A 20,445-nucleotide genomic window follows, 5' to 3' on the forward strand; every position below is an offset into this window, starting at 1 on the left:
TGCTCGCGCTCGTCCTCGTCGTCGCGCTCGCCGCGACCGGAGTGTGGAACCCGTTCCCCGGGATGTGGGACTGGGTGAACCGGAGCCAGCCCATCTCCGAGCCGGACGTGGTCTGGCAGCAGCGCGTCGGCGGCACCCCGCGCAGCGTGACCATCGCCGGCGAGACAGTCGTGGTCGAGCAGCGTACCCGCGTGGAGGCGCGCAGCCTGGCCACCGGCGCCCAGTTGTGGGAGCGCAAGGCCGACTGGGCCGCGGTGGCCGGCGGCGACCGGGACTCCGTCGTCGTCGTGGGCAAGCTGCTGGTCAAGGGCTACGAGGTGCTGGACCCGACGACCGGCGCCACGCGGCGGCGCAACGGCGACGCGGTGGCCGTCTGGACGTACCGCAACATGCTGCTCGACGCCCGTTGCGTCGAGGCCACCGACTGCACGGTGAGCGCCTGGGACGCGCGCGGCACCGCCCCGCTCTGGACTGCCTTCGTGCCCGGGGTGCGCAGCGGGCTGCTCGGCGACAACCCGGGGCTGCTCGACACCCGCCGGCTCGACGCCGTCCGCATCGACGACGAGGTGGCCGGCCCGGAGCCCGTACCGCCGCTGCTCGGCTTCCCCATCGACGGCCGGGTGCACGTCCTCGACACCGCCACCGGGCGGGTGCTCCAGGACGTCGAGCCCGGCCGCGACGAACGGCTGTCCGTGGTCGGCGGCCGGCTGTTGCGGATCACCGCCCGCTCCCAGGACGGCACCTGCTACTTCGCCATCTCCGGCCGGGACGCGGCGACCGGCCAGGAGACGTGGCAGCGGGCCGGGATCAACCTGCGGACCGCCGACAACGCCGGCTGCGTGCAGCGGGAGGACCCGCACGGCGCGCGCAACGTGCTGATCGGGGTGGCCCCGGACGCCCGCGAGGCGGTCCTCGACGGCTACGACGGGCGGCTGCTGCTGGTCACCTCCGCCGGGGAGAAGCTGCTCGCGGTCGACGACCGGTACGCCCTGGTCCGGCCGGCCGACAAGCGCGCGGTGGTCGGCCGGGAGTTGGGCGCCGGGCGCGTCCGGTGGACCCGCCCGACCGGGCCGAAGGCCGGCGCGGCGCTCACCCCGTACGCGGCCGTGATCGCCGACGAGAAGCCGTCCCGGCTGATGGCGCTGGACCCGCGTACCGGGCGGGAACTGGCGAGCCTGCGCACCTCCGCGAACGCCCTCGCGGTCGGCCCGAGCGGCATGATCATCGGCGAGGGGCGGGAGATCGGCTACGTCCGCTTCGGCGGCGCGCGGGGCGCCCCCGTCCCGCCGCGCGACGGCGGCGTACCCGGTCCCGGCGGCACGGCGGGCGTACCCGGGCCGGAGGACAGCTGCGGCCCGAAGCGGGAGCTGTGCCCCGGGTGAGAGCGACGTCCCAGGACCCACCCGGCGGGTGGGACTGATCGACCCTTCTGCCCTAGGCTTTCCGCTCATGAGCAGTGCCGCCGCGTTCTCGTACGCTCCCTTGCTGCCGACCGGCCCGGACCAGACGGAATACCGCCTGGTCACCGACGAGGGCGTCGACGTCGTCAACGGGCCGGGGGGTCGCCGGTTCCTCACCGTGGAGCCGACCGCGCTCACCGCGCTGACCGCCGAGGCGATGCACGACATCGCGCACTACCTGCGCCCCGCGCACCTGGCCCAGCTGCGGGCGATCATCGACGATCCGGCGGCCTCGCCGAACGACCGGTTCGTCGCGCTCGACCTGCTGCGCAACGCCAACATCGCGGCTGGCGGCGTGCTGCCGATGTGCCAGGACACCGGCACCGCCATCGTGATGGGCAAGCGCGGCCGGCACGTGCTCACCGACGGCAGCGACGCCGAGGCCGTCTCGCGCGGCGTCTACCAGGCCTACACCCGGCTCAACCTGCGCTACTCGCAGCTCGCCCCGCTGACCATGTGGGAGGAGCGCAACACCGGCAGCAACCTGCCGGCCCAGGTCGAGCTCTACGCGGAGGACCCGGACGGGCAGCCCGACGCGTACAAGTTCCTCTTCATGGCCAAGGGCGGCGGCTCGGCGAACAAGTCGTACCTCTACCAGGAGACCAAGGCGCTGCTGAACCCCACGCGGATGATGCAGTTCCTGGAGGAGAAGCTGCGGCTGATCGGCACCGCCGCCTGCCCGCCGTACCACCTCGCCATCGTCATCGGCGGCACCTCCGCCGAGTACGCCCTGAAGACCGCCAAGTACGCCAGCGCCAAGTACCTCGACGCGCTGCCCACCTCCGGCTCGATGACCGCGCACGGCTTCCGCGACCTGGAGCTGGAGGCGGAGGTGCTGGAGCTGACCCGCAACTTCGGCATCGGCGCGCAGTTCGGCGGGCGCTACTTCTGCCACGACGTGCGGGTGGTCCGGCTGCCCCGGCACGGCGCCTCCTGCCCGGTGGCGATCGCCGTCTCCTGCTCGGCCGACCGGCAGGCGGTCGCCAAGATCACCCCGTCGGGCGTGTGGCTGGAGCGGCTCGAGACCGACCCGGCGCGCTTCCTGCCCGACGTCACCGACGAGACGCTCGACGCGTCCGAGGTGGTCCGCGTCGACCTCAACCGGCCGATGGACGAGATCCGCGCCGAGCTGTCGAAGTACCCGGTGAAGACCCGGCTGTCGCTGACCGGCCCGCTCGTGGTGGCCCGCGACATCGCGCACGCCAAGATCGCGGAGCGGCTGGACGCCGGCGAGCCGATGCCGCAGTACCTGCGCGACCACGCGGTCTACTACGCCGGCCCCGCCAAGACCCCGGAGGGCTACGCGTCCGGCTCGTTCGGTCCGACCACCGCCGGCCGGATGGACGCGTACGTGGAGAAGTTCCAGGCCGCGGGCGGCTCGCAGGTCATGCTCGCCAAGGGCAACCGTTCCGCCCAGGTCACCCGCTCCTGCCAGCAGCACGGCGGCTTCTACCTCGGCTCGATCGGCGGCCCGGCCGCCCGGCTCGCGCAGGACTGCATCAAGCACGTCGAGGTCCTCGAATACGCGGAGCTGGGCATGGAGGCGGTCTGGAAGATCGAGGTCGAGGACTTCCCGGCCTTCATCGTGGTCGACGACAAGGGCAACGACTTCTTCGCCGAGGTCACCAAGCCGGTGCTGACCGTCGGTCGCCGCTGATCCACGCGTACGCGAAGGGGCGCCGGGCCACTGCCCGGCGCCCCTCGTCGTCTTCCTACGTCAGCTCGCCCGGCTGACGTAGAACGTGCCGCTGAAGGTCTCCGACACGGTCCCGTCGCCGGTCCGCGTGTAGACGGTGACCCGGCGGATTCCGGCGGTCATGGGGGTGTAAGCCACCGACGCCGACCCGTCGGCGCCCGCCGCGACCGTCTCGGCCGGGCGGCCGTCGAGGGAGTAGACGAACTCCGTCGCCCCGGGCATGCCGGCCTCGAAGACGAACGTTCCCGGCGTGCCGGCGACCGCCCCCTGGAACTTGTTGATCGGGTACTCGACCGAGCTGACCGTGGGCTTGGTCGCCAGGTGGAACCGGTAGCTGCCCTCGCCGGACGGCAGGTCACCGGCCGTCCGGCTGCGCACGTACACGGTGGTGTAGCCCGGCTTCGCCGGCGTGATCGTGACCGTGGCCGTGCCGTCAACGGCCGCCGGCACGGTCTGCTCCGGCCCGTCGTCGAGCCGGTACGTGTACTCGACGACGTCCTCCATGCGGGGCGCGAACGTCAGGGTGCGCGGCTGGCCGTACCCGGCCGTCGGGTTGCCGTCGGTGATCGTCGGGCTGGTGGTGCGCACCCGGAACACGTAGCTCGTGGCGGGGGAGCGGTTGCCCGCGAGGTCCATCGCCTCGACGGTGAGCGTCCTGGGTCCGTCCCGGTCTGGGGCGATGGTGACGGCCGCCGAGCCGCCCGGCGCGTCGGCCGCCACCTCGGTCGTCGGCTGCCCGGACAGGCTGTAGCGGAACTTCACCGTGTCGGTGTCGCCGCCGGCCGAGAAGGTGAACTGGCCCGGGATGCCGGGACCGCCGTACCAGCCGTCGTCGGCCGGGTAGTCCGTGGAGCTGACCGTCGGCGGGGTGGGGCTGGTGGTGTCGACGGTGAACCGGCACTCCGCCGACCAGGCGGAGGTGTTGCCGACCCCGTCCGTGGCGCGGACGGCGAAGGCGTACCTCCCGTCGGCCATCTGACCGGCCGGAACGTCGTACCGGAAGATCGACCCGGCGGCCTTGGCCGGGGATGTCCACTCGGTCCGCATGGTGGGGTCGTCCACCGGCCACCAGGCAAAGGTGGCGGTCACCGGCTCGGTGTTCGACGGTGCCGCGTCCGGGTCGGTGACCTTCGCCGCCAGGTACGGCGTGGTCGTGCCGATCTGTAACTCGCAGGCGTACGGGTACCCGTTGATTCCCAGCTCGGTCGGTACGTCCGGCGGCGTGTTCGCCTCGATGGAGATGCCGAGTTCCCTGATCCAGCGGCCGTAGGGCAGCTTGCTCTCGTGGTGGCCGGCGATCCGTGTCATGAAGGTGATCGAGGTCTGTCCGGCCTCGACCGCCTGCCGTACCGCCTCGGTGAGCAGCACTTCCAGCTGGCCCTGACAAGGAGCGCTCGGCGCGATGTCAGCGACCTTCTCTCGAACCGCCGGTGACGTCTCCCAGGTCGGTGCGCTGGTCGGTACGTCGGTCCGCCACAGCTCGATCTCGCGTGGCTTCGAGCAGTCGTTGACCGCCGTCTCCTCGGTGACACCGAGGGCACGGATGATGTGCTTGCCCTGGAACGGAGCAAGGTTGTAGGTGAAGTAGGCCCGCGAGGTGTGTTTGTCGTCGCCGGACTTCCAGGTGCCGACCGGCACGGTGCCGTCGGTCTCCACAGTGGCGGTCGACGGCTGGTGGGCGTCGGTCCAACTGCCGCTGGTCGGCAGGATGAACCGGCTCGGCCCGGCGGTTGCCGGCGCGGCCGTCACGACCAGGACGCTGGTGGCGGTGAGCAGGGCGGCGAGGCCGGTGGCCAGGAGCCGGCGCGGAGCGCGCTTGCGGCGTACGGCGGGCACGCCGGTGGAACCCCGTTCTTCGTGCAAGGTGAAAGGCCCTCCGATGGGAGTGGAGTCGATTCCACGATCCTAGGCGTGTGACCACGCGGAACGCGCTCCACTTTCGAGCGCCCGGTACGAGCAGGCCCGGGCGTTGGACGGGATCGCCCGCCGCCTGCGGGCGGACGACCCGGCTGCGGCCCGGTCGCACTGGACCCGGGCGCTCGCGTTGTTCCGGCAGATGGAGGCGCCGGAGCGGCACGAGGTTTCCCGGATGCTGGCCGAGCTGCGCTGACCCGGCTCGCCGCGATCATCTGCACGTCGGCGCGCGGCGCGGCAGGATGGTACGCGTGACGACTCCAGAGGCGACGGGTTACCGGATCGAACGCGACTCGATGGGCGAGGTGGAGGTGCCCGCCGAGGCGCTGTGGCGGGCGCAGACCCAACGCGCGGTGCAGAACTTCCCGATCTCCGGCCGGGGCATCGAGCCGGCCCAGATCCGGGCGCTGGCCCAGATCAAGGGGGCGGCGGCCGAGGTCAACGGCGAGCTGGGCGTGATCGACGCGAACGTGGCCGCCGCGATCGCCGCCGCCGCCGCGCACGTGGCCGACGGCGGCTACGACGACCAGTTCCCGATCGACGTGTTCCAGACCGGGTCCGGCACGTCGTCGAACATGAACACCAACGAGGTCATCGCCACGCTGGCCAGCCGGGAGCTGGGCCGGGACGTGCACCCGAACGACGACGTGAACGCCTCGCAGTCCAGCAACGACGTCTTCCCGTCCTCGATCCACCTGGCCGCCACCGAGGCCGTCGCGCGGGACCTGCTGCCCGCGCTGGCCCACCTGGCGGAGGCGCTGGAGGGCAAGGCGGCGGAGTTCGAGACCGTGGTGAAGGCCGGGCGTACGCACCTGATGGACGCCACCCCGGTCACCCTCGGGCAGGAGTTCGGCGGGTACGCCGCCCAGGTCCGCTACGGCATCGAGCGGTTGGAGGGGGCACTGCCCCGGCTGGCCGAGCTGCCGCTGGGCGGCACGGCGGTGGGCACCGGCATCAACACCCCGCTCGGCTTCGCCGCGAAGGTCATCGAGAAGCTGCGCGGCTCGACCGGGCTGCCGCTGACCGAGGCGCGCAACCACTTCGAGGCGCAGGGCGCCCGGGACGCGCTGGTGGAGACCTCCGGGCAGCTGCGTACGGTCGCCGTCGGTCTTTACAAGATCGCCAACGACATCCGCTGGATGGGCTCCGGCCCCCGCGCCGGCCTGCGCGAGCTGCGCATCCCCGACCTCCAGCCCGGCTCGTCGATCATGCCGGGCAAGGTCAACCCGGTGGTCGCCGAGGCGGTGCGGCAGGTCTGCGCCCAGGTCATCGGCAACGACGCCGCCGTCGGGTTCGCCGGCTCCCAGGGCGACTTCGAGCTGAACGTCATGCTCCCCGTGATGGGCCGCAACCTGCTGGAGTCGGTCCGCCTGCTCGCCGCGTCGAGCCGGCTCTTCGCCGACCGACTGGTGGTCGGCCTGGTCGCGGACGCCGAGGTCTGCCTGGCGTACGCGGAGGGCTCGCCGTCGATCGTCACCCCGCTCAACCGCTACCTCGGGTACGACGAGGCCGCCTCCATCGCCAAGGAGGCACTGGCGAAGCAGGTATCGATCCGCGAGGTGGTCGTCTCCCGGGGGCACGTCGACTCGGGCAGGCTGAGCGAGACCCAGCTCGACGAGGCACTCGACCTGCTCCGGATGACCCACCCCTGACCGCGCGCCCGGTGCCGCCGGCTGGTCCGGCCCGGTGGGGTTCGGCACGTCGGCGGCGCTGCGGAAGGCGATGCCGGCGGGGCCGGGCCGAGGCGAGCCGGCGGCGACCTTGATGCCCAGCGGGGCATGCTGCCGCAAGCCTTTGGAGCTGAATCGTCTACGACATCACGGCCCTCGCGTCGCCGACGTGTGGTGCCGTCCGGTGTGCTCTCGCCCTCGGCGCCTGTTGTCGATCCAGCGTGAGTCGTCTGCGACATCAGTTCCACAGGTCGGGGCAGCCGGTCCCGGGCCGTGCCGTAGCCGCCCTCCCACTTGAGCGCGGCGGCGACCATGTCGTCGATGTCGCTGACGAGTCCCCGCTTTCGGTTCAGCGCCCGTCCGCGGCCTTGCGGGCGCGGTAGGCGGTGACGGCGGCGCGGTTGCCGCAGCCCGCGTCGCAGAACCGTCGGGACCGGTTCTTGGACAGGTCGACCAGCACGTTCTCGCAGTCCGGGTGGTCGCAGATCCGCAGCCGGCGCAGCTCGCCGGTGCGTACGAGATCCGCCAGCGCCATCGCCGCCTCGACGGCCATCCGGGTCGCCAGCGGCGCGTCCCGCGGCACGGCGTGGATGTGGTACGGCTCGTCGTCGTGCGTGATGAGCTGGGGCAGCGCGTCGTTTTCGCGCAGCAGCCCGTTGACGATGGCGACGATCCCCTCGGTGTCGGCGTACCAGAGGCGGCGCAGCCGGGGTCGGAGGTCGCGTACCGCCCGCAGTTCGTCCTCGCTGTGCTCGTGCCGCCCGCTGTAGGTGTGGGCGACGAAGAACGCGTCCAGGGCGGCGACGTCGGGCAGGCCCTCACCGGCGCGGCCGTCGGTGTTGACCAGCGCGGCCACGGCAGTCAGGGAGCATTCCGTGTCATGGGTGAAGAGCAACTTGACTCCTGTCGTGGCGCCCGCCTAGCGTCATGAGCATAGTGGCAGTTTACCAATGACAGTGGGAGTGGATCGATGCGTCAACCACCCGCCGCCGGGCTCGGTCTCGGCCTCGCCCTGCTCTCCGCAGTCACCTTCGCCACGTCCGGCACGTTCGCCCGGTCCCTCATCGACGCCGGCTGGTCGGCCGAAGCCGCCGTGGCCGCCCGGGTCGGCGTCGCCGCGCTGGTCGTGGCGGTCCCGGCCGTGCTGTCCCTGCGCGGCAGGTGGGGTGTGCTGCGCCGCAACCTCGCCGCGATCGGCGTGTTCGGGCTGCTCGGGGTCGCCACGGCCCAGGTCTGCTTCTTCAACGCGGTCCGCTACCTGCCGGTCGGCGTCGCGCTGCTGCTGGAGTACCTCGGGATCGTCCTGGTGGTGGGCTGGATGTGGCTGGTCCACCGGCAGCGTCCCCGCCGGCTGACCGTCGTCGGCTCGGTGGCGGCCCTCGCCGGCCTGTTCTTCGTCCTGGACCTGACCGGCGCCGGCGGGCTCGACCCGGTGGGCGTGCTCTGGGGGCTCGGGGCGGCGGTCGGCCTCGCCGGCTACTTCGTGCTCGCGGGGCGGGTCGACGAGGAGCTGCCCTCGGTGGCCATGGCCAGCGGCGGCATGGCCGTCGGAGCCGCCATCCTGCTGCTGCTCGGCGCGGTCGGCGCGCTGCCGCTGCGGGTGTCCCTCGGCGAGGTCACCTTCGCCGGGCAGCGCACCAGTTGGCTGGTGCCGGTGATCGGGCTGTCGCTGGTCGCCGCCGTGGTCGCGTACCTCGCCGGGATCGCCGGCACCCGGATCCTCGGCGCCCGGCTGTCGTCGTTCGTCGGGCTGACCGAGGTGATGTTCGCCGTGCTGATCGCCTGGCTGGTGCTGGGCGAACTGCCCACCGTGGTGCAACTGCTCGGCGGCGCTCTGATCGTCGCCGGTGTCGCCCTGGTGCGCGTCGACGAGCTGCGCGCTCCCCGTGCTGACGACCCGCGGCCGGAGGTCGCCGAGCCCGCCCTGCCGTGACTCGAACGGGCCGTCCGACGGCGCCCACCACGGATGAAAGACAGATTCACGCCACAGCCGACGTTGCTATGGCGGAAAGTGCCGCGGTGTTGTCTGATGGCTGCCACGTCCCTCAACGAGAGGATCCGATGTGGTGAGCAAGCGCTTCACCGCCGGTGCCGTCGCGTCCGCGACGGCGCTGGCACTTGCGGTGACAGGCATGAGCGTGCCGGCCAGCGCCGAGCCGAGCAGTGCCCGTACCTTCACCGTCGTCGCCGAGGACGGCGTCTCGGCGGACGCCGCGATCGCCGCCATCCGGTCGGCCGGCGGCACGGTGGTCTCCCGCTCCGACGACGTCGGCATGTTCCGGGTGACCAGCGACCGGGCCGACTTCGCGACGAAGGCCACCGCCGCGACCGCGCTGATCGGCGCCACCGAGCAGAAGGCCATCGGCCGCAAGCCCAAGCTGGACCGGGTCGAGCAGGAGCACCTGCTGGCCGCCGCCGCGGCCAAGGACGCGGGCGCCAAGCGTGGCAAGAAGATGGATCCGCTGGACGACAAGCTCTGGGGCCTGGAGATGATCCGGGCGGACCAGGCCCGCAAGGTCGAGCCGGGCGACCGCCGGGTCACCGTCGGCGTGCTGGACACCGGCGTCGACGCCAGCAACCCCGACATCGCGCCGAACTTCAACTGGGCGCTGTCCCGCAACTTCGCCCCGGACATGGTGGACGTCGACGGCCCGTGCGAGGTGGCGAGCTGCCTCGACCCGGTCGGCACCGACGACGGCGGGCACGGCACCCACGTGGCCGGCACGATCGGCGCCGCCGCAAACGGCTTCGGCCTCTCCGGCGTCGCCCCGAACATCTCCCTGGTGGAGCTCAAGGGCGGCCAGGACTCCGGCTACTTCTTCCTGGAGCCGGTGGTCAACAGCCTGCTGCACGCCGGCAAGGTCGGCCTGGACGTGGTCAACATGTCCTTCTACGTCGACCCCTGGCTCTACAACTGCACCGCCAACCCGGCCGACTCCCCCGAGGACCAGGCCGAGCAGCGGGCCACCATCAAGGCCATGAAGCGGGCGCTGAACTTCGCCCACGACCGGGGCGTCACGCTGGTCGGCGCGCTGGGCAACAACCACGAGGACCTGGGCGCCCCGCGCACCGACGTGTCGAGCCCGGACTACGGCGACACCGCGCCCTACCCGCGCGAGATCGACAACGACAGCTGCTGGGACCTGCCCACCGAGGGCCCCAACGTGATCAGCGTGTCGGCGGTCGGGCCGTCGGGCAAGAAGTCGGACTTCTCGAACTACGGCACCGAGCAGACCGCCGTGGCGGCACCCGGCGGCTGGTTCCGTGACGGCTTCGGCACGGACACCTTCCGCACCGACGCCAACATGATCCTCTCGACGTACCCGAAGAAGGTGCTCCAGGAGGAGGGCTCGGTCGACGCGAACGGCAACATCGTCGCCGGGTTCGAGGAGACGGTCTTCAAGCAGTGCAAGGCCAACGGTGAGTGCGGGTACTACACCTACCTGCAGGGCACCTCCATGGCGGCCCCGCACGCCTCCGGCGTCGCCGCGCTGATCGTCAGCAAGCACGGCAAGAAGGAGCGGCACGGCGGCTTCGGCATGGCGCCGAAGCTGGTGGAGCAGCACCTCTACCGGACGGCGGCCGAGCACGCCTGCCCGGAGCCGCGCCTGCAGTCGTACGCCAACGAGGGCCGGGACGCCGAGTTCGACGCCTACTGCGCCGGAGGGCTGAACTTCAACGGCTTCTACGGTTACGGCATCGTCGACGCGTACGCGGCGGTGAAGACCCCGCTCAAGCCCAACGCCCGCCCGTAGGGCAGGACGGCAGGGGCCCGGCCGACTCGTTCGGCCGGGCCCCTCGCATGTCCGGCGGTGGGCGGCCGACCCGCCGGAGGGTGGCGGGAGCGCCCCGGTCACTGGCGCCAGCCCCGGGCCCCGAGCGCGGCGCGAACCTCGCGCAGGACACCGGGGAAGTCCTGACGCAGTCGCCTGCCGGTCACGGGCAGCACGAGCCAGCCGGCACCGACCAGTGTGGCGATCCGGTCGAGGTGCCCGCCGCCGGCCTCGGCGTGCTGCCCGTCCTGGGCGACGGCGACGCGGTACGCCGGCCACGCCAGGTCGACGTGCAGCACCAGCCCGGAGGCGACCCGGACGGGGTGCCGGGCGGCGGGGCGCGGCAGCCCGGCCAGCACCAGCCGCACCCGCAACTCGGACTCGGCCGGCGACCGGGCGCCCGGATCCGCCAACCCGAACACCCAGCGCGCCCGGCGGCCGCCGGGCCGGTCGGCGTTGCGGTCGGCGACGTCGGCGAGGGCCTCGCGGCTGGTCGACCCCTGCCTGAGCAGCGAGTCGACGATGCCGACCGCACGGAGCGGTTCCAACCAGACCGCCGTCTCCCACGCCGCCGAGGTCGGATCCGTGGCGACCGGCACGCCGGCGGTCCGCAGGTCCGCCACCCGCAGGCCGCCCGGGGGCGGGCGGACCGCGGTGCGCCGGCCGCCCGAGGGCTGACGGACCGCCGGGCCGCCTTCAGGCTGACGGATCGCCGTGCTCGGGCGGCCGTCGGGCGGGCGGGCTGCCGTGCTCAGGCTTCCAGCGGCCGGGCGGACCGGGACGTCCCGGTGGACGGCGGGCTGGCGGACCGCGACGCCCAGGCCGTCCGAGGGCCGGCCGAACGCCGTGCCCAGGCTTCCAGCGGGCTGGCCGACCGCCGGGCCCGGACCGCCGCCAGCCTTTCGGGACCGGGCGGACGCGTACGTCGGCGAGGTGGCCGGGCCCGTGGAGTGCACGCGCAGGCCCCGCTGCGGGCCGAGGCGCATCGTCCTGGGAACGAGGACGTGCACGTCGTCGGCGAAGGAGGCGGCGTGCTCGACGCCGTGCAGGTAGGCCGCCGAAGGGCCGGCGACGACCGCCTCGGGCGGCAGCCGCAGGGCGGCGGCCCGGCAGGCCAGGGCGTGGTCCCGGTCCAGCCGGGCGTCGGCGTAGACGTCGTGGCGCAGGCGCAGCCAGGCCGAGCTGCGCAGCTGGTGCTCGGTGACCAGTCCCTGTCGGATCGCGTCTGAGCCGCGGAAGACCTGCCAGGCCAGAACGCCGGGCCGGTGCGGTGGAGGTGGCATGTGGGCAGCGTGCCCGCCGTCCGATCCCGCTGGACAGCCCTGTGGACAACCGGGGCCGCCCCGAGGAATGCCGACTGTGGACAACCGGCACGGCGGGGCGCGGATGTGGTAGGGCACCCGTCCGCGCCCGAGGGCGGGCGGTGGCTCGGAAAGGGCCGGGGGCTCCGAACAGGGCGGTGGCTCAGGACAGAGTGACGGCTCAGGAGAGGGCGGTGGCGATGGCGGTGGCGGCGGTGAGGACCTGCGCGCCGACCACCTCGGCGTCCAGCGGGGCAAGCGCCACCACCCCGACGCTCGCCTCCAGGCCCGGCACGCCGAGCACCGGGGCGGCCACGCCGTACGCCCCGGATTGCAGTTCCCCGGCGGTGCTCACCGGGCCGGCGGCGCCCGCCCGGCCGGCGAGGATGGCCCGCCCGGCCGCCCCGCGCTCCAGCGGGTGCCGCGCCCCCGTCCGGTATGCGACGTGGAACGACGTCCAGCTCGGCTCGACCACGACGAGCGCGACCCCCTCGCCGCCCTCGACCACCGTCAGGTGGGCGGTCGCGCCGGCCTGCTCCGCGAGGCGGCGCAGCGCGGGCAGCGCCCCCTCGGCGAGCAGCGGCTGGGCCCGCCGGGCCAGGTGCAGCACCCCGGCGCCGAGGCGCAGGCGGCCCTCGCCGTCGCGGCGCAGCATGCCGTGCGCGGCGAGCGCGCCGACCAGCCGGTACACCGCCGCCCGGCCGACGCCCAACCGGTTCGCCGCCTCGGTGACCGTCAGCCCGCCCGGCGCGTCGGCGACCAGGTGCAGCAGTCGCAGCCCCCGGTCCAGGGTCTGCGCCGTCTCCCCGCCCCGCGCCGTCGTCTCCACGCCCAGCAGCGTACGACCCGGCTCCGGACAACTCAGGAATGCGGGGACGGCTACCCTTGTACGGTGACGCTACGCCTGTATGACACCGCCACCCGATCGGTGCGGGACTTCGTCCCGCGGGAAGCCGGCAAGGTGGGGGTCTACCTGTGTGGTCTCACCCTCCAGGCCCCGCCGCACATCGGTCACCTTCGCTCCGGCGTCAACTACGACGTGCTGCGCCGCTGGCTGCTCGCCGCCGGCTACGAGGTCACCTTCATCCGCAACGTGACCGACATCGACGACAAGATCCTGGTCAAGGCGATGGAGCGGGGCCAGCCCTTCTGGTCGATCGCGTACGCCAACGAGCTGATCCTGGCCGAGTCCTACCGGGCGCTCAACGTGCTGCCCCCGACGTACGAGCCGCGGGCCACCGGGCACATCCCGGAGATGCACGAGCTGATCGCCAAGCTCATCGCCGACGGGCACGCCTACCCGGCCACCGACGACTCCGGCGACGTCTACTTCGACGTCTGCTCCTGGCCGGCATACGGATCCCTGTCGGGGCAGTCGCCGGACGCGATGCAGTCGGCCGGGGACGCGCCCGACCGGGGCAAGCGCGACCCGCGCGACTTCGCGCTCTGGAAGGGCGCCAAGCCCGACGAGCCGGCGGACGCCTACTGGCCGTCGCCGTGGGGGCGTGGCCGGCCGGGCTGGCACATCGAGTGCTCGGCGATGTGCCGGCGGTACCTCGGCGCCGAGTTCGACATCCACGGTGGCGGACTGGACCTCACCTTCCCCCACCACGAGAACGAGATCGCCCAGTCGCAGGCCGCCGGGCTGCCGTTCGCCCGCTACTGGGTGCACCACGGGCTGCTCAGCATCGGCGGCGCCAAGATGGGCAAGTCGCTCGGCAACGCCCTCGACCTGACGTACGTCGACTCGCTCGGGGTGCGCCCGGTGGAGCTGCGTTACTACTACGCCGCCGCGCACTACCGGTCCCGGATCGACTACTCGGAGGACGCGCTGCGCGAGGCCGCCGTCGCGTACCGCCGGATCGAGGGCTTCGTGCAGCGGGCCGTCGAGCGCGTCGGCGCCGGCCAGCTCGGCGAGCTGCCGGGCGCGTTCGCGGCGGCCATGGACGACGACCTGAACACCTCCGCCGCGTTCGCCGTCCTGCACGAGGTGGTTCGCGACGGCAACACCGCGCTGACCAGCGGCGACGATGTGACCGTCCGCACGGCGCTGGCCTCCGCGCGCGCCATGCTGGATATCCTCGGGGTCGACCCCCTCGACCCGGCGTGGACCGGTGGCGGCCGCACGGACGACCTGCGCGGCGTGGTGGACTCGCTGGTCGCGCTGGCCCTGGAGCAGCGCGCACAGGCCCGCGGTCGCAAGGACTGGGCCGCCGCCGACGCCGTACGCGACCAGCTCAAGCAAGCCGGCGTGGTGGTCGAGGACACCCCCCAGGGCCCCCGTTGGACTATTGGAGAGCAGGACTGATGGCCGGCAACTCGCAGCGCCGTGGCCGGCGTCTGACGCCGAAGGCGGGAGCCCCGAAGGGCTCCGGTGGCAAGAACAAGGACTCCCTCGCCGGGCGGGGCAAGACCCTGCCCGCCGACGAGCGGCCCTGGCACAAGGCCTACTCGGGCACCGAGAAGCTGCCCCAGCGCACCGCATGGAAGCAGGACAAGGAGCGCCGGGCGGCGGCCGAGGAGGGGCGCGCCCCCAAGATCGGCCAGCCGGGCAGCAAGGACACCACCTGGGGCAAGGGCGGTGGCCGGGGCGTGCCGACCGGCGGCGGGCGCGGTACGGGCGGCCGGGGCGCCAGGCCCACCGGTCGCGGTGGCCCCCGGGTCGCGCCGGGCCGCAAGTCCAACCCGTCCAAGGACACGCCGGAGCTGCTGGTCGGGCGCAACCCGGTGCTGGAGTCGCTGCGCGCCCAGGTGCCGGCGACCGCGCTCTACACCGCCCAGGGCATCGACGCCGACGACCGGATCAACGAGATCGTCCGGACGGCCGCCGACCGGGGCATCGCGATCCTGGAGGTCAGCCGGGCCGAGCTGGACCGGATGACCGGCGGCGTGCTGCACCAGGGCATCGGACTCCAGGTGCCGGCGTTCGCGTACGAGCCCTTCGAGGACCTCGTCGCGGCGGCGCTGGAGCAGACCGCCCCGCTGCTGGTGGCGCTGGACGGGGTGACCGACCCGCGCAACCTCGGCGCGGTGATCCGGTCCGCCGCCGCCTTCGGCGCGCAGGGTGTCTTCGTACCGGAGCGGCGGGCGGCCGGGATCACCGCGACCGCCTGGCGGACCAGCGCCGGTGCGGCGGCGCGGGTACCGGTCGCCCAGGTGACCAACCTGACCCGGTCGCTGAAGGCCTGTCAGGACGCCGGCTTCCTGGTGGTGGGCCTGGACGCCGACGGCGAGACCGACCTCTACGACCTGGAGGCCGCCGTCGGCCCGCTGGTCGTGGTGGTCGGCTCCGAGGGTCGGGGGCTCTCCCGGCTGGTCGGCGAGACCTGCGACCTGACGGTCAGCATCCCGATGGTCTCCGACGTCGAGTCGCTCAACGCCAGCGTCGCCGCGGCCGTCACCCTCGCCGAGGTGGCGCGCCGCCGGGCCGCCGAGGGCTGATCCACAGACACGAAGAAGGGGCGGTCCGCCGATGGCGGGCCGCCCCTTCGCCTGTCCGGGGGCCTTCAGCCGGAGACGACGATGGGGGCGCCCGCCGATCGGCGGGCACCCCCATCTCGTCGTACGTCAGATGCGGTGGCCGGTGCTCGCGTTGAAGACGTGGCTGCGGCCCTCGCGCGGCTTGACGAACACGGTGTCGCCCATGTTCGGCATGGTGCGCCGGTCGGTACGGACCACGAAGCGCTCGTTGCTGCCCTCGAGCGCGGCGTGGCCGTAGATGTTGGCGTCCGAGCCGAGGTCCTCGACCAGCTCGACGACGACGGGCATGCCGCCCTCGGTCGGGCTGACCAGGTCGCAGTCCTCGGGGCGGAAGCCGACGGTCACCTTGTTGTCGCCGCCGTCGGCGCGGGCCGCCTCGACCTGCTCACGGGTGAGCGGGATGTGGAGGTCGGCGAAGGCGGCGCCCCGCTCGTTCAGCGGCACGGTCTTGATGTTCATGGCGGGGGAGCCCATGAAGCCGGCGACGAAGACGTTGGCCGGGGTGTCGTAGAGCGCCCGCGGGGTGTCCACCTGCTGGAGCTCGCCGTCGAGCATGACCGCCACCCGGTGGCCCATGGTCATGGCCTCGACCTGGTCGTGGGTGACGTAGACGGTGGTGACGCCCAGCTTCGCCTGGAGCGACGCGATCTGGGTACGGGTCTGCACACGCAGCTTCGCGTCGAGGTTCGACAGCGGCTCGTCCATGAGGAAGACCTGCGGCTCGCGGACGATCGCCCGGCCCATGGCCACCCGCTGGCGCTGACCGCCGGAGAGGGCCTTCGGCTTGCGGCCCAGGTACTCCTCCAGCTGGAGCAGCGCCGCCGCCTCCTTGACCCGCCGGTCGATCTCGGCCTTCGAGGTCTTGCGCAGCTTGAGCGCGAACGCCATGTTCTCGTACACCGTCATGTGCGGGTAGAGGGCGTAGTTCTGGAAGACCATCGCGATGTCGCGGGCCTTCGGCGGCAGGTGGGTGACGTCCCGGTCGTCGATGTGGATCGAGCCCTGGTCGACGTCCTCCAGGCCGGCGAGCATGCGCAGGCTGGTGGACTTGCCGCAACCGGAGGGGCCGACCAGGACGAGGAACTCGCCGTCGCCGATCTCCAGGTCGAGCTGGTTGACGGCGGGACGCTCCGTGCCCGGGTAGATCCGGGACGCCTTGGAGTAGGTGACCGTAGCCATGATGGGGTGCTTCCTTTCACCGGCAGGAACGTGCCGGACGATCCGAGTGAAGGAGCGGCCGGCACGGGACGCGCCGGCCCACGGGCAGCCTCTCGGTGATCGAGATGTCGTCCGTGTCACTGCACGGTAAACGGCTTTCCGCCACCTGCCAAGGCGGGGCGCACGGGATGGGACGGACCGCATAGACATTCCGGTCACTCGGGCACGGGCGGACATCAATCGACCGTCAATGTCGGTCCGCCGCAGGAGGGCGGAGACGTTTCCGGTGGTCGGGGGGCCTGCCGCGGCGGAAATCCGGACGTCAGTCGCTATGCTGGCGTCGGCACCACACGCCCCTGTAGCTCAGCTGGCCAGAGCACTCGCCTTGTAAGCGAGATGTCGCCGGTTCGATCCCGGCCGGGGGCTCCAAATTTCATCAGGCATCTCTTGCCGGGCACCGTCGCGAGCCGGCCGGTTGACCGTCGCCGTCGGCGTGCCGTCGGTCTGCGCGGATCTCGCATCAGGGCGTCGTGTCGAAGTGGACCTCCACGTCGTAGATCAGGCGGAGAGGCTTGCCGTTGGTGACGCCGACGAAGACCGGCTCGGCGGCTGGCGTGCGGCCGTGCCGCCAGACCTCGCTGCGGGCGGCGTCCCGGGACTCGTGGTGGTTCTTCCCTGCCCGGTGCAGGGCCAGGACCCGGCGGGCGGTCGTCGGGTCGGTGTCTAGATGGATCCGCATCAGGGGCATGCCCAGGCCTCCTCTGTGGCGCCGTCACCTAACGCGTGTCGAGCAACTTACCACCGTTAAGTCGCCCGAGCACCGTAATAGAGTGGTCGGGTGACCACCAACCGATCCGGCCGGACGCCGCGCGAGGAGCCGGCCGGCCGGCCCGATGCCGTCAGCTCGGTGTGGCTCCGTGCGGAGTCCGCCCGTCCGCGCCGTACGCCGCCGCTGAGCCGGCAACGCATCGTCGACGCCGCAGTGGCCCTGCTCGACGGGCACGGCATGGACGGCCTGACGATGCGTCGCCTCGCCCAGCAACTCGACGTCACGTCCACCGCGCTGTACTGGCACGTGAAGACGAAGGACGACGTGCTCGACCTGGCCGTCGACCAGATCTTCGGCGACGTCCGGCTCCCGCACGAGGTGGGCGACTGGCGGGACGACGTACGCGCGCTGGTCCGGGACTGGCGGACGGCCATCCTCCGGCACCCCTGGGCGGCGAGCCTGATCGGGCGACCCATGCTCGGCCCCAACGTGCTCGCGCGCACCGAGTTCCTCCAGTCGGCACTGGTGCGCGGCGGCTTCTCGGGCCGTCGACTGGCGGTGGCGACCCGCCTGCTCGCCAACTACGTCATCGGCGCCGCGCTCACCGAGGCGACCTGGCGGCGGACCGCTGATCCGCACGCGCGCGGCGAGGCCCGGCGGCACATCACGGCGAATCCCGCCGCCTATCCGACCCTCATCGACTCCGGTCACCTCGACGACGCCCGATGGAGCGACGACGAGCTGTTCGACCAGGGCCTCGACGCGATCCTGGCGACCGCACCGAGGTAGCGGGGTCCGGCGTGACGGCACCCTATGCTGGGCGGTGTGAGCAGGGCGACGGAGGAGTCGAACCGGGCCATGCTGCGCGCCCGGGACGCGATGGACCGCGCGTACGACCAGCCGCTCGACATCCCCGCCCTGGCCCGGATCGCGTACGTCTCCGAGGCGCACTTCATCCGCACCTTCCGGGCGACCTTCGGCGAGACCCCGCACCGCTACCTCCAGCGGCGCCGGGTGGAGCGGGCGATGTACCTGCTGCTGCACACCGGCCGGGACGTCACCGACGTCTGCTACGCGGTCGGCTTCGGCAGCCTGGGCACGTTCAGCCGCACGTTCCGGCAGATCGTCGGGGAGTCACCGTCGGAGTACCGCCGGCGCAAGGCACCGACCGCCGCCGTGCCGGTGTGCTTCACGAAGGCCTGGACCCGGCCCAGCAGCTTCGGACAGCAGAGGTCAGTTTTGGATAAGCAGCAGGTCAGGGGAGCCCCGTAGCGTTCCGGGCATGACGATGAACGCGATCAGCCGCTCCCAGATCTACGTGCTCGACCAGGACGAGGCCCTCGACTTCTATGTGGGCAAGCTCGGCCTGGAGGTCAACACCGACCAGGACCTCGGCTTCATGCGCTGGTTGACGGTGAACCTGCCCGGCGACCCGGAGCGCGAGATCCTGCTGGAGAAGCCGGGCCCGCCGGCGCTGGACCCGGCCACCGCCGAGCAGGTCCGTGAGCTGCTCACCAAGGGGGCGCTGGGCGGGTACCTCTTCATGACCACCGACGACGCGCAGAAGACGTACGAGGACCTCGTCGCCAAGGGCGTCGAGATCACCGACGAGCCGATGGAGCGCCCGTACGGGATCGACTTCGGCATCCGCGACCCGTTCGGCAACAAGATCCGCATCGGCCAGATGTTCCCCAGGGGCTGACCTGGCGGCAGGGAGCCATCATCGGGAGGCGTGCCGCCGGTGGCACGCCTTTCGATCGCGTACGAGGGGGGACGACGTGGGGACCCGCCTGCTCTACCTGGCCCGGCACGGCGAGCAGGACCGTCCGCCGGGCACCCCGCCGGGCGTCGACCCGCCGGAGACCGGCCTGTCCGACCGGGGCCGCCGGCAGGCGACCCTGCTCGGTGAGCGGCTGCGCGGCGTGCCCGTCGACGCCGTCCACCACGGCCCGCTGCGGCGTGCCGTCGAGACCGCCGAGCTGGTCGCGGCGTCGCTGCCCGGGATCGGCGTGTACGCCGCCGAGGAGGTCGGCGACCACCTGCCGCACGACACCGATCCGACCGGCCTGCCGCCCGCGTACGCCCGGCTGCTGGCGGGTTTCTCCCCGGCGGAGCGGGCCGACGGGCCGCGACTGACGGCGGCGGCCGTGCGGCGGTTCGCCACCGCCCCGGACGATGGCGACCGGCGGGATCTGGTCGTCACGCACACGTTCCTGATCGCCTGGTTCGTCCGGCACGCGCTCGACGCGCCGGAGCGGCGCTGGCTGGGCTTCAACGCGCACCACTGCGGGCTGACGGTGATCCGCTACGGCCCGGGCGGTCCGCCGACGCTGCTCGCGGTCAACGACGTCGCCCATCTGCCGCCGGAGCTGCGCGCCACCGGCCTGCCGGAGGGCTACCGGTTCTGACCCCGACCGACGGGCCTGTGCTCGCTCAGCCCGTGGCCCCGAGCAGGAGTTCCACGACCGCACGGGTCGCGGCCGGCGCGGCACCGTCGGCCGGGCAGTCCACGTAGCCGGTCTCCACCTCCCCGATCGTCAGCCGGTAGCTGAAGGCGTCCTGGCAGGCGGTGGGCGCCGACGGGCGGCCCGCCTCGGCGGCGAGGGCCGGGTCGACGACGAGCCGGCGCAGCCGGTCGAGATCCGCGCTGGAGAGCCGGCCGGTGCGTGGGGATCCGGCGCGGTCGACGACCGTCCACCGGCCGTCGTGCTCCACCGTCACGGTGTCGCCGCGTCCGGCGAACCCGCCCGACCGGGTCAGCATGATCCGGGCCGCCGTGGCCGCCGGCCCGGGGGAGCGCGGCGCGGTCGTCGGCTGCGGGGACGGCGCGGCGGTCGTCGGTGTGGCCGGCGTCCGCGCCGGACCGGGCGGGGCGGCCTGGTCCGCGGGTCCGGTCGACGCGCAGCCGGCCAGGAGGGTCGCCGCGAGCGCGATCCCGGCGCCGGCCATCGAAGCTGATCTCATGTTCGTCGGACGCTCGGGGTGGCGATCCGGTTCCCACCAGCGTCGATTCCACCGAACGGCCATTGTCTCAAGCGGAAATCCGATCAACCCTTCTCTTTTTGGCTGGCGCATCGTTGTATCTACATGTGTGACTACCCCCGTCACGCATTCCTGTCCAGGAGGGCACGTGAAGAGACCCCTTGCCGCCGTCGGTGCGGCCCTGCTAGCCGGCGGTCTGCTGACCGGCGTCGGTACCCCGACGCTCGCGGCACCTGCTGCCG

General features: G+C 72.8%; 19 protein-coding genes and 1 tRNA gene. 13 read left to right on the forward strand and 7 right to left on the reverse strand.

What is annotated here, in order from left to right:
* Window positions 1-1,382 (forward strand): PQQ-binding-like beta-propeller repeat protein (locus F6X68_RS17490; RefSeq protein ID WP_225852268.1); only part of this gene is annotated, 1,382 nt, incomplete at its 5' end.
* Between the two features lie 67 nt (window positions 1,383-1,449).
* The gene (locus F6X68_RS17495; protein WP_151455297.1) at window positions 1,450-3,117 is read left to right on the forward strand and encodes a fumarate hydratase; all 1,668 of its coding nucleotides are present in this window, start codon (window positions 1,450-1,452) and stop codon (window positions 3,115-3,117) included.
* 60 nt (window positions 3,118-3,177) lie between these two features.
* Here F6X68_RS17495 and F6X68_RS17500 read toward each other — a convergent pair whose 3' ends face one another.
* On the reverse strand, window positions 3,178-4,992 hold the full coding sequence (locus tag F6X68_RS17500; RefSeq protein WP_151455298.1) for a hypothetical protein: 1,815 nt from the start codon (window positions 4,990-4,992) through the stop codon (window positions 3,178-3,180).
* A gap of 133 nt (window positions 4,993-5,125) precedes the next feature.
* Between F6X68_RS17500 and F6X68_RS33575 the strand changes: the two genes are divergently transcribed.
* Window positions 5,126-5,266 (forward strand): hypothetical protein, encoded by a 141-nt coding sequence (locus F6X68_RS33575; protein WP_192581440.1) that lies wholly within the window; start codon window positions 5,126-5,128, stop codon window positions 5,264-5,266.
* A gap of 46 nt (window positions 5,267-5,312) precedes the next feature.
* Complete coding sequence (locus tag F6X68_RS17505) at window positions 5,313-6,722, forward strand: class II fumarate hydratase (protein ID WP_192581441.1); 1,410 nt, start codon at window positions 5,313-5,315, stop codon at window positions 6,720-6,722.
* Between the two features lie 367 nt (window positions 6,723-7,089).
* Here F6X68_RS17505 and F6X68_RS17510 read toward each other — a convergent pair whose 3' ends face one another.
* Complete coding sequence (locus tag F6X68_RS17510; protein WP_151455300.1) at window positions 7,090-7,635, reverse strand: CGNR zinc finger domain-containing protein; 546 nt, start codon at window positions 7,633-7,635, stop codon at window positions 7,090-7,092.
* Between the two features lie 75 nt (window positions 7,636-7,710).
* Here F6X68_RS17510 and F6X68_RS17515 point away from each other — a divergent pair, with 75 nt between their 5' ends.
* On the forward strand, window positions 7,711-8,673 hold the full coding sequence (locus F6X68_RS17515; protein ID WP_151455301.1) for a DMT family transporter: 963 nt from the start codon (window positions 7,711-7,713) through the stop codon (window positions 8,671-8,673).
* Window positions 8,674-8,806: 133 nt separating this feature from the next.
* The gene (locus tag F6X68_RS17520; protein WP_151455302.1) at window positions 8,807-10,495 is read left to right on the forward strand and encodes a S8 family serine peptidase; all 1,689 of its coding nucleotides are present in this window, start codon (window positions 8,807-8,809) and stop codon (window positions 10,493-10,495) included.
* Between the two features lie 98 nt (window positions 10,496-10,593).
* Here F6X68_RS17520 and F6X68_RS34290 read toward each other — a convergent pair whose 3' ends face one another.
* Together F6X68_RS34290 and F6X68_RS17535 are read right to left on the reverse strand one after the other, a co-directional pair.
* Window positions 10,594-11,796: a hypothetical protein gene (locus tag F6X68_RS34290; RefSeq protein WP_225852269.1), complete on the reverse strand. Its 1,203-nt coding sequence runs from the start codon at window positions 11,794-11,796 to the stop codon at window positions 10,594-10,596.
* Between the two features lie 199 nt (window positions 11,797-11,995).
* Window positions 11,996-12,643: an IclR family transcriptional regulator gene (locus F6X68_RS17535; RefSeq protein WP_151455303.1), complete on the reverse strand. Its 648-nt coding sequence runs from the start codon at window positions 12,641-12,643 to the stop codon at window positions 11,996-11,998.
* Between the two features lie 63 nt (window positions 12,644-12,706).
* Between F6X68_RS17535 and cysS the strand changes: the two genes are divergently transcribed.
* Both cysS and rlmB read left to right on the forward strand, forming a co-directional pair.
* A complete protein-coding gene (gene cysS, locus F6X68_RS17540) occupies window positions 12,707-14,122 on the forward strand; it encodes a cysteine--tRNA ligase (RefSeq protein WP_151455304.1) in 1,416 nt (471 codons plus the stop codon).
* Complete coding sequence (gene rlmB / locus F6X68_RS17545) at window positions 14,122-15,255, forward strand: 23S rRNA (guanosine(2251)-2'-O)-methyltransferase RlmB (RefSeq protein WP_151455305.1); 1,134 nt, start codon at window positions 14,122-14,124, stop codon at window positions 15,253-15,255. Before cysS ends, rlmB begins: the two co-directional genes overlap by 1 nt.
* 126 nt (window positions 15,256-15,381) lie before the next feature.
* On the opposite strand, the gene F6X68_RS17550 is transcribed toward rlmB, so the two are convergent.
* Window positions 15,382-16,473: an ABC transporter ATP-binding protein gene (locus tag F6X68_RS17550; protein WP_151455306.1), complete on the reverse strand. Its 1,092-nt coding sequence runs from the start codon at window positions 16,471-16,473 to the stop codon at window positions 15,382-15,384.
* A gap of 331 nt (window positions 16,474-16,804) precedes the next feature.
* Here F6X68_RS17550 and F6X68_RS17555 point away from each other — a divergent pair.
* Window positions 16,805-16,881, forward strand: a tRNA-Thr gene (locus tag F6X68_RS17555).
* Window positions 16,882-16,972: 91 nt separating this feature from the next.
* Here F6X68_RS17555 and F6X68_RS17560 read toward each other — a convergent pair.
* Window positions 16,973-17,200: a hypothetical protein gene (locus F6X68_RS17560; RefSeq protein WP_151455307.1), complete on the reverse strand. Its 228-nt coding sequence runs from the start codon at window positions 17,198-17,200 to the stop codon at window positions 16,973-16,975.
* Between the two features lie 90 nt (window positions 17,201-17,290).
* On the opposite strand from F6X68_RS17560, the gene F6X68_RS17565 reads away from it, so the two are divergent.
* The 4 genes from F6X68_RS17565 (at window position 17,291) to F6X68_RS17580 (ending at window position 19,629) form a co-directional block, all read left to right on the forward strand.
* Window positions 17,291-18,010 carry a TetR/AcrR family transcriptional regulator C-terminal domain-containing protein gene (locus tag F6X68_RS17565; RefSeq protein WP_225852270.1) on the forward strand — a complete coding sequence of 240 codons (720 nt, stop codon included), beginning with the start codon at window positions 17,291-17,293 and terminating at the stop codon, window positions 18,008-18,010.
* 36 nt (window positions 18,011-18,046) lie between these two features.
* The gene (locus F6X68_RS17570; RefSeq protein ID WP_192581442.1) at window positions 18,047-18,493 is read left to right on the forward strand and encodes a helix-turn-helix domain-containing protein; all 447 of its coding nucleotides are present in this window, start codon (window positions 18,047-18,049) and stop codon (window positions 18,491-18,493) included.
* 10 nt (window positions 18,494-18,503) lie between these two features.
* Entirely contained in the window at window positions 18,504-18,923 is a 420-nt protein-coding gene (locus F6X68_RS17575) for a VOC family protein (protein WP_151455308.1), read from the forward strand.
* Between the two features lie 76 nt (window positions 18,924-18,999).
* The gene (locus F6X68_RS17580; protein WP_151455309.1) at window positions 19,000-19,629 is read left to right on the forward strand and encodes a histidine phosphatase family protein; all 630 of its coding nucleotides are present in this window, start codon (window positions 19,000-19,002) and stop codon (window positions 19,627-19,629) included.
* Between the two features lie 25 nt (window positions 19,630-19,654).
* Here the strand turns inward: F6X68_RS17580 and F6X68_RS17585 are convergent, their stop codons facing one another.
* The gene (locus F6X68_RS17585; protein WP_151455310.1) at window positions 19,655-20,185 is read right to left on the reverse strand and encodes a protealysin inhibitor emfourin; all 531 of its coding nucleotides are present in this window, start codon (window positions 20,183-20,185) and stop codon (window positions 19,655-19,657) included.
* Window positions 20,186-20,445 lie beyond the last annotated feature (260 nt).

The sequence above is a fragment of the Micromonospora sp. AMSO12t genome (assembly GCF_008806585.1).
Taxonomy (GTDB): Bacteria; Actinomycetota; Actinomycetes; order Mycobacteriales; family Micromonosporaceae; genus Micromonospora; species Micromonospora reichwaldensis.

Bases quoted from the DNA above. Each gene is read 5' to 3' on its own strand.
- F6X68_RS17550 (WP_151455306.1), bottom strand. From the start codon at position 16,473: ATGGCTACGGTCACCTACTCCAAGGCGTCCCGGATCTACCCGGGCACG.
- F6X68_RS34290 (WP_225852269.1), bottom strand. From the start codon at position 11,796: ATGCCACCTCCACCGCACCGGCCCGGCGTTCTGGCCTGGCAGGTCTTC.
- F6X68_RS17560 (WP_151455307.1), bottom strand. From the start codon at position 17,200: ATGCCCCTGATGCGGATCCATCTAGACACCGACCCGACGACCGCCCGC.
- F6X68_RS17585 (WP_151455310.1), bottom strand. From the start codon at position 20,185: ATGAGATCAGCTTCGATGGCCGGCGCCGGGATCGCGCTCGCGGCGACC.
- F6X68_RS17515 (WP_151455301.1), top strand. From the start codon at position 7,711: ATGCGTCAACCACCCGCCGCCGGGCTCGGTCTCGGCCTCGCCCTGCTC.
- F6X68_RS17505 (WP_192581441.1), top strand. From the start codon at position 5,313: ATGGTACGCGTGACGACTCCAGAGGCGACGGGTTACCGGATCGAACGC.
- F6X68_RS17495 (WP_151455297.1), top strand. From the start codon at position 1,450: ATGAGCAGTGCCGCCGCGTTCTCGTACGCTCCCTTGCTGCCGACCGGC.
- F6X68_RS17575 (WP_151455308.1), top strand. From the start codon at position 18,504: ATGACGATGAACGCGATCAGCCGCTCCCAGATCTACGTGCTCGACCAG.
- rlmB (WP_151455305.1), top strand. From the start codon at position 14,122: ATGGCCGGCAACTCGCAGCGCCGTGGCCGGCGTCTGACGCCGAAGGCG.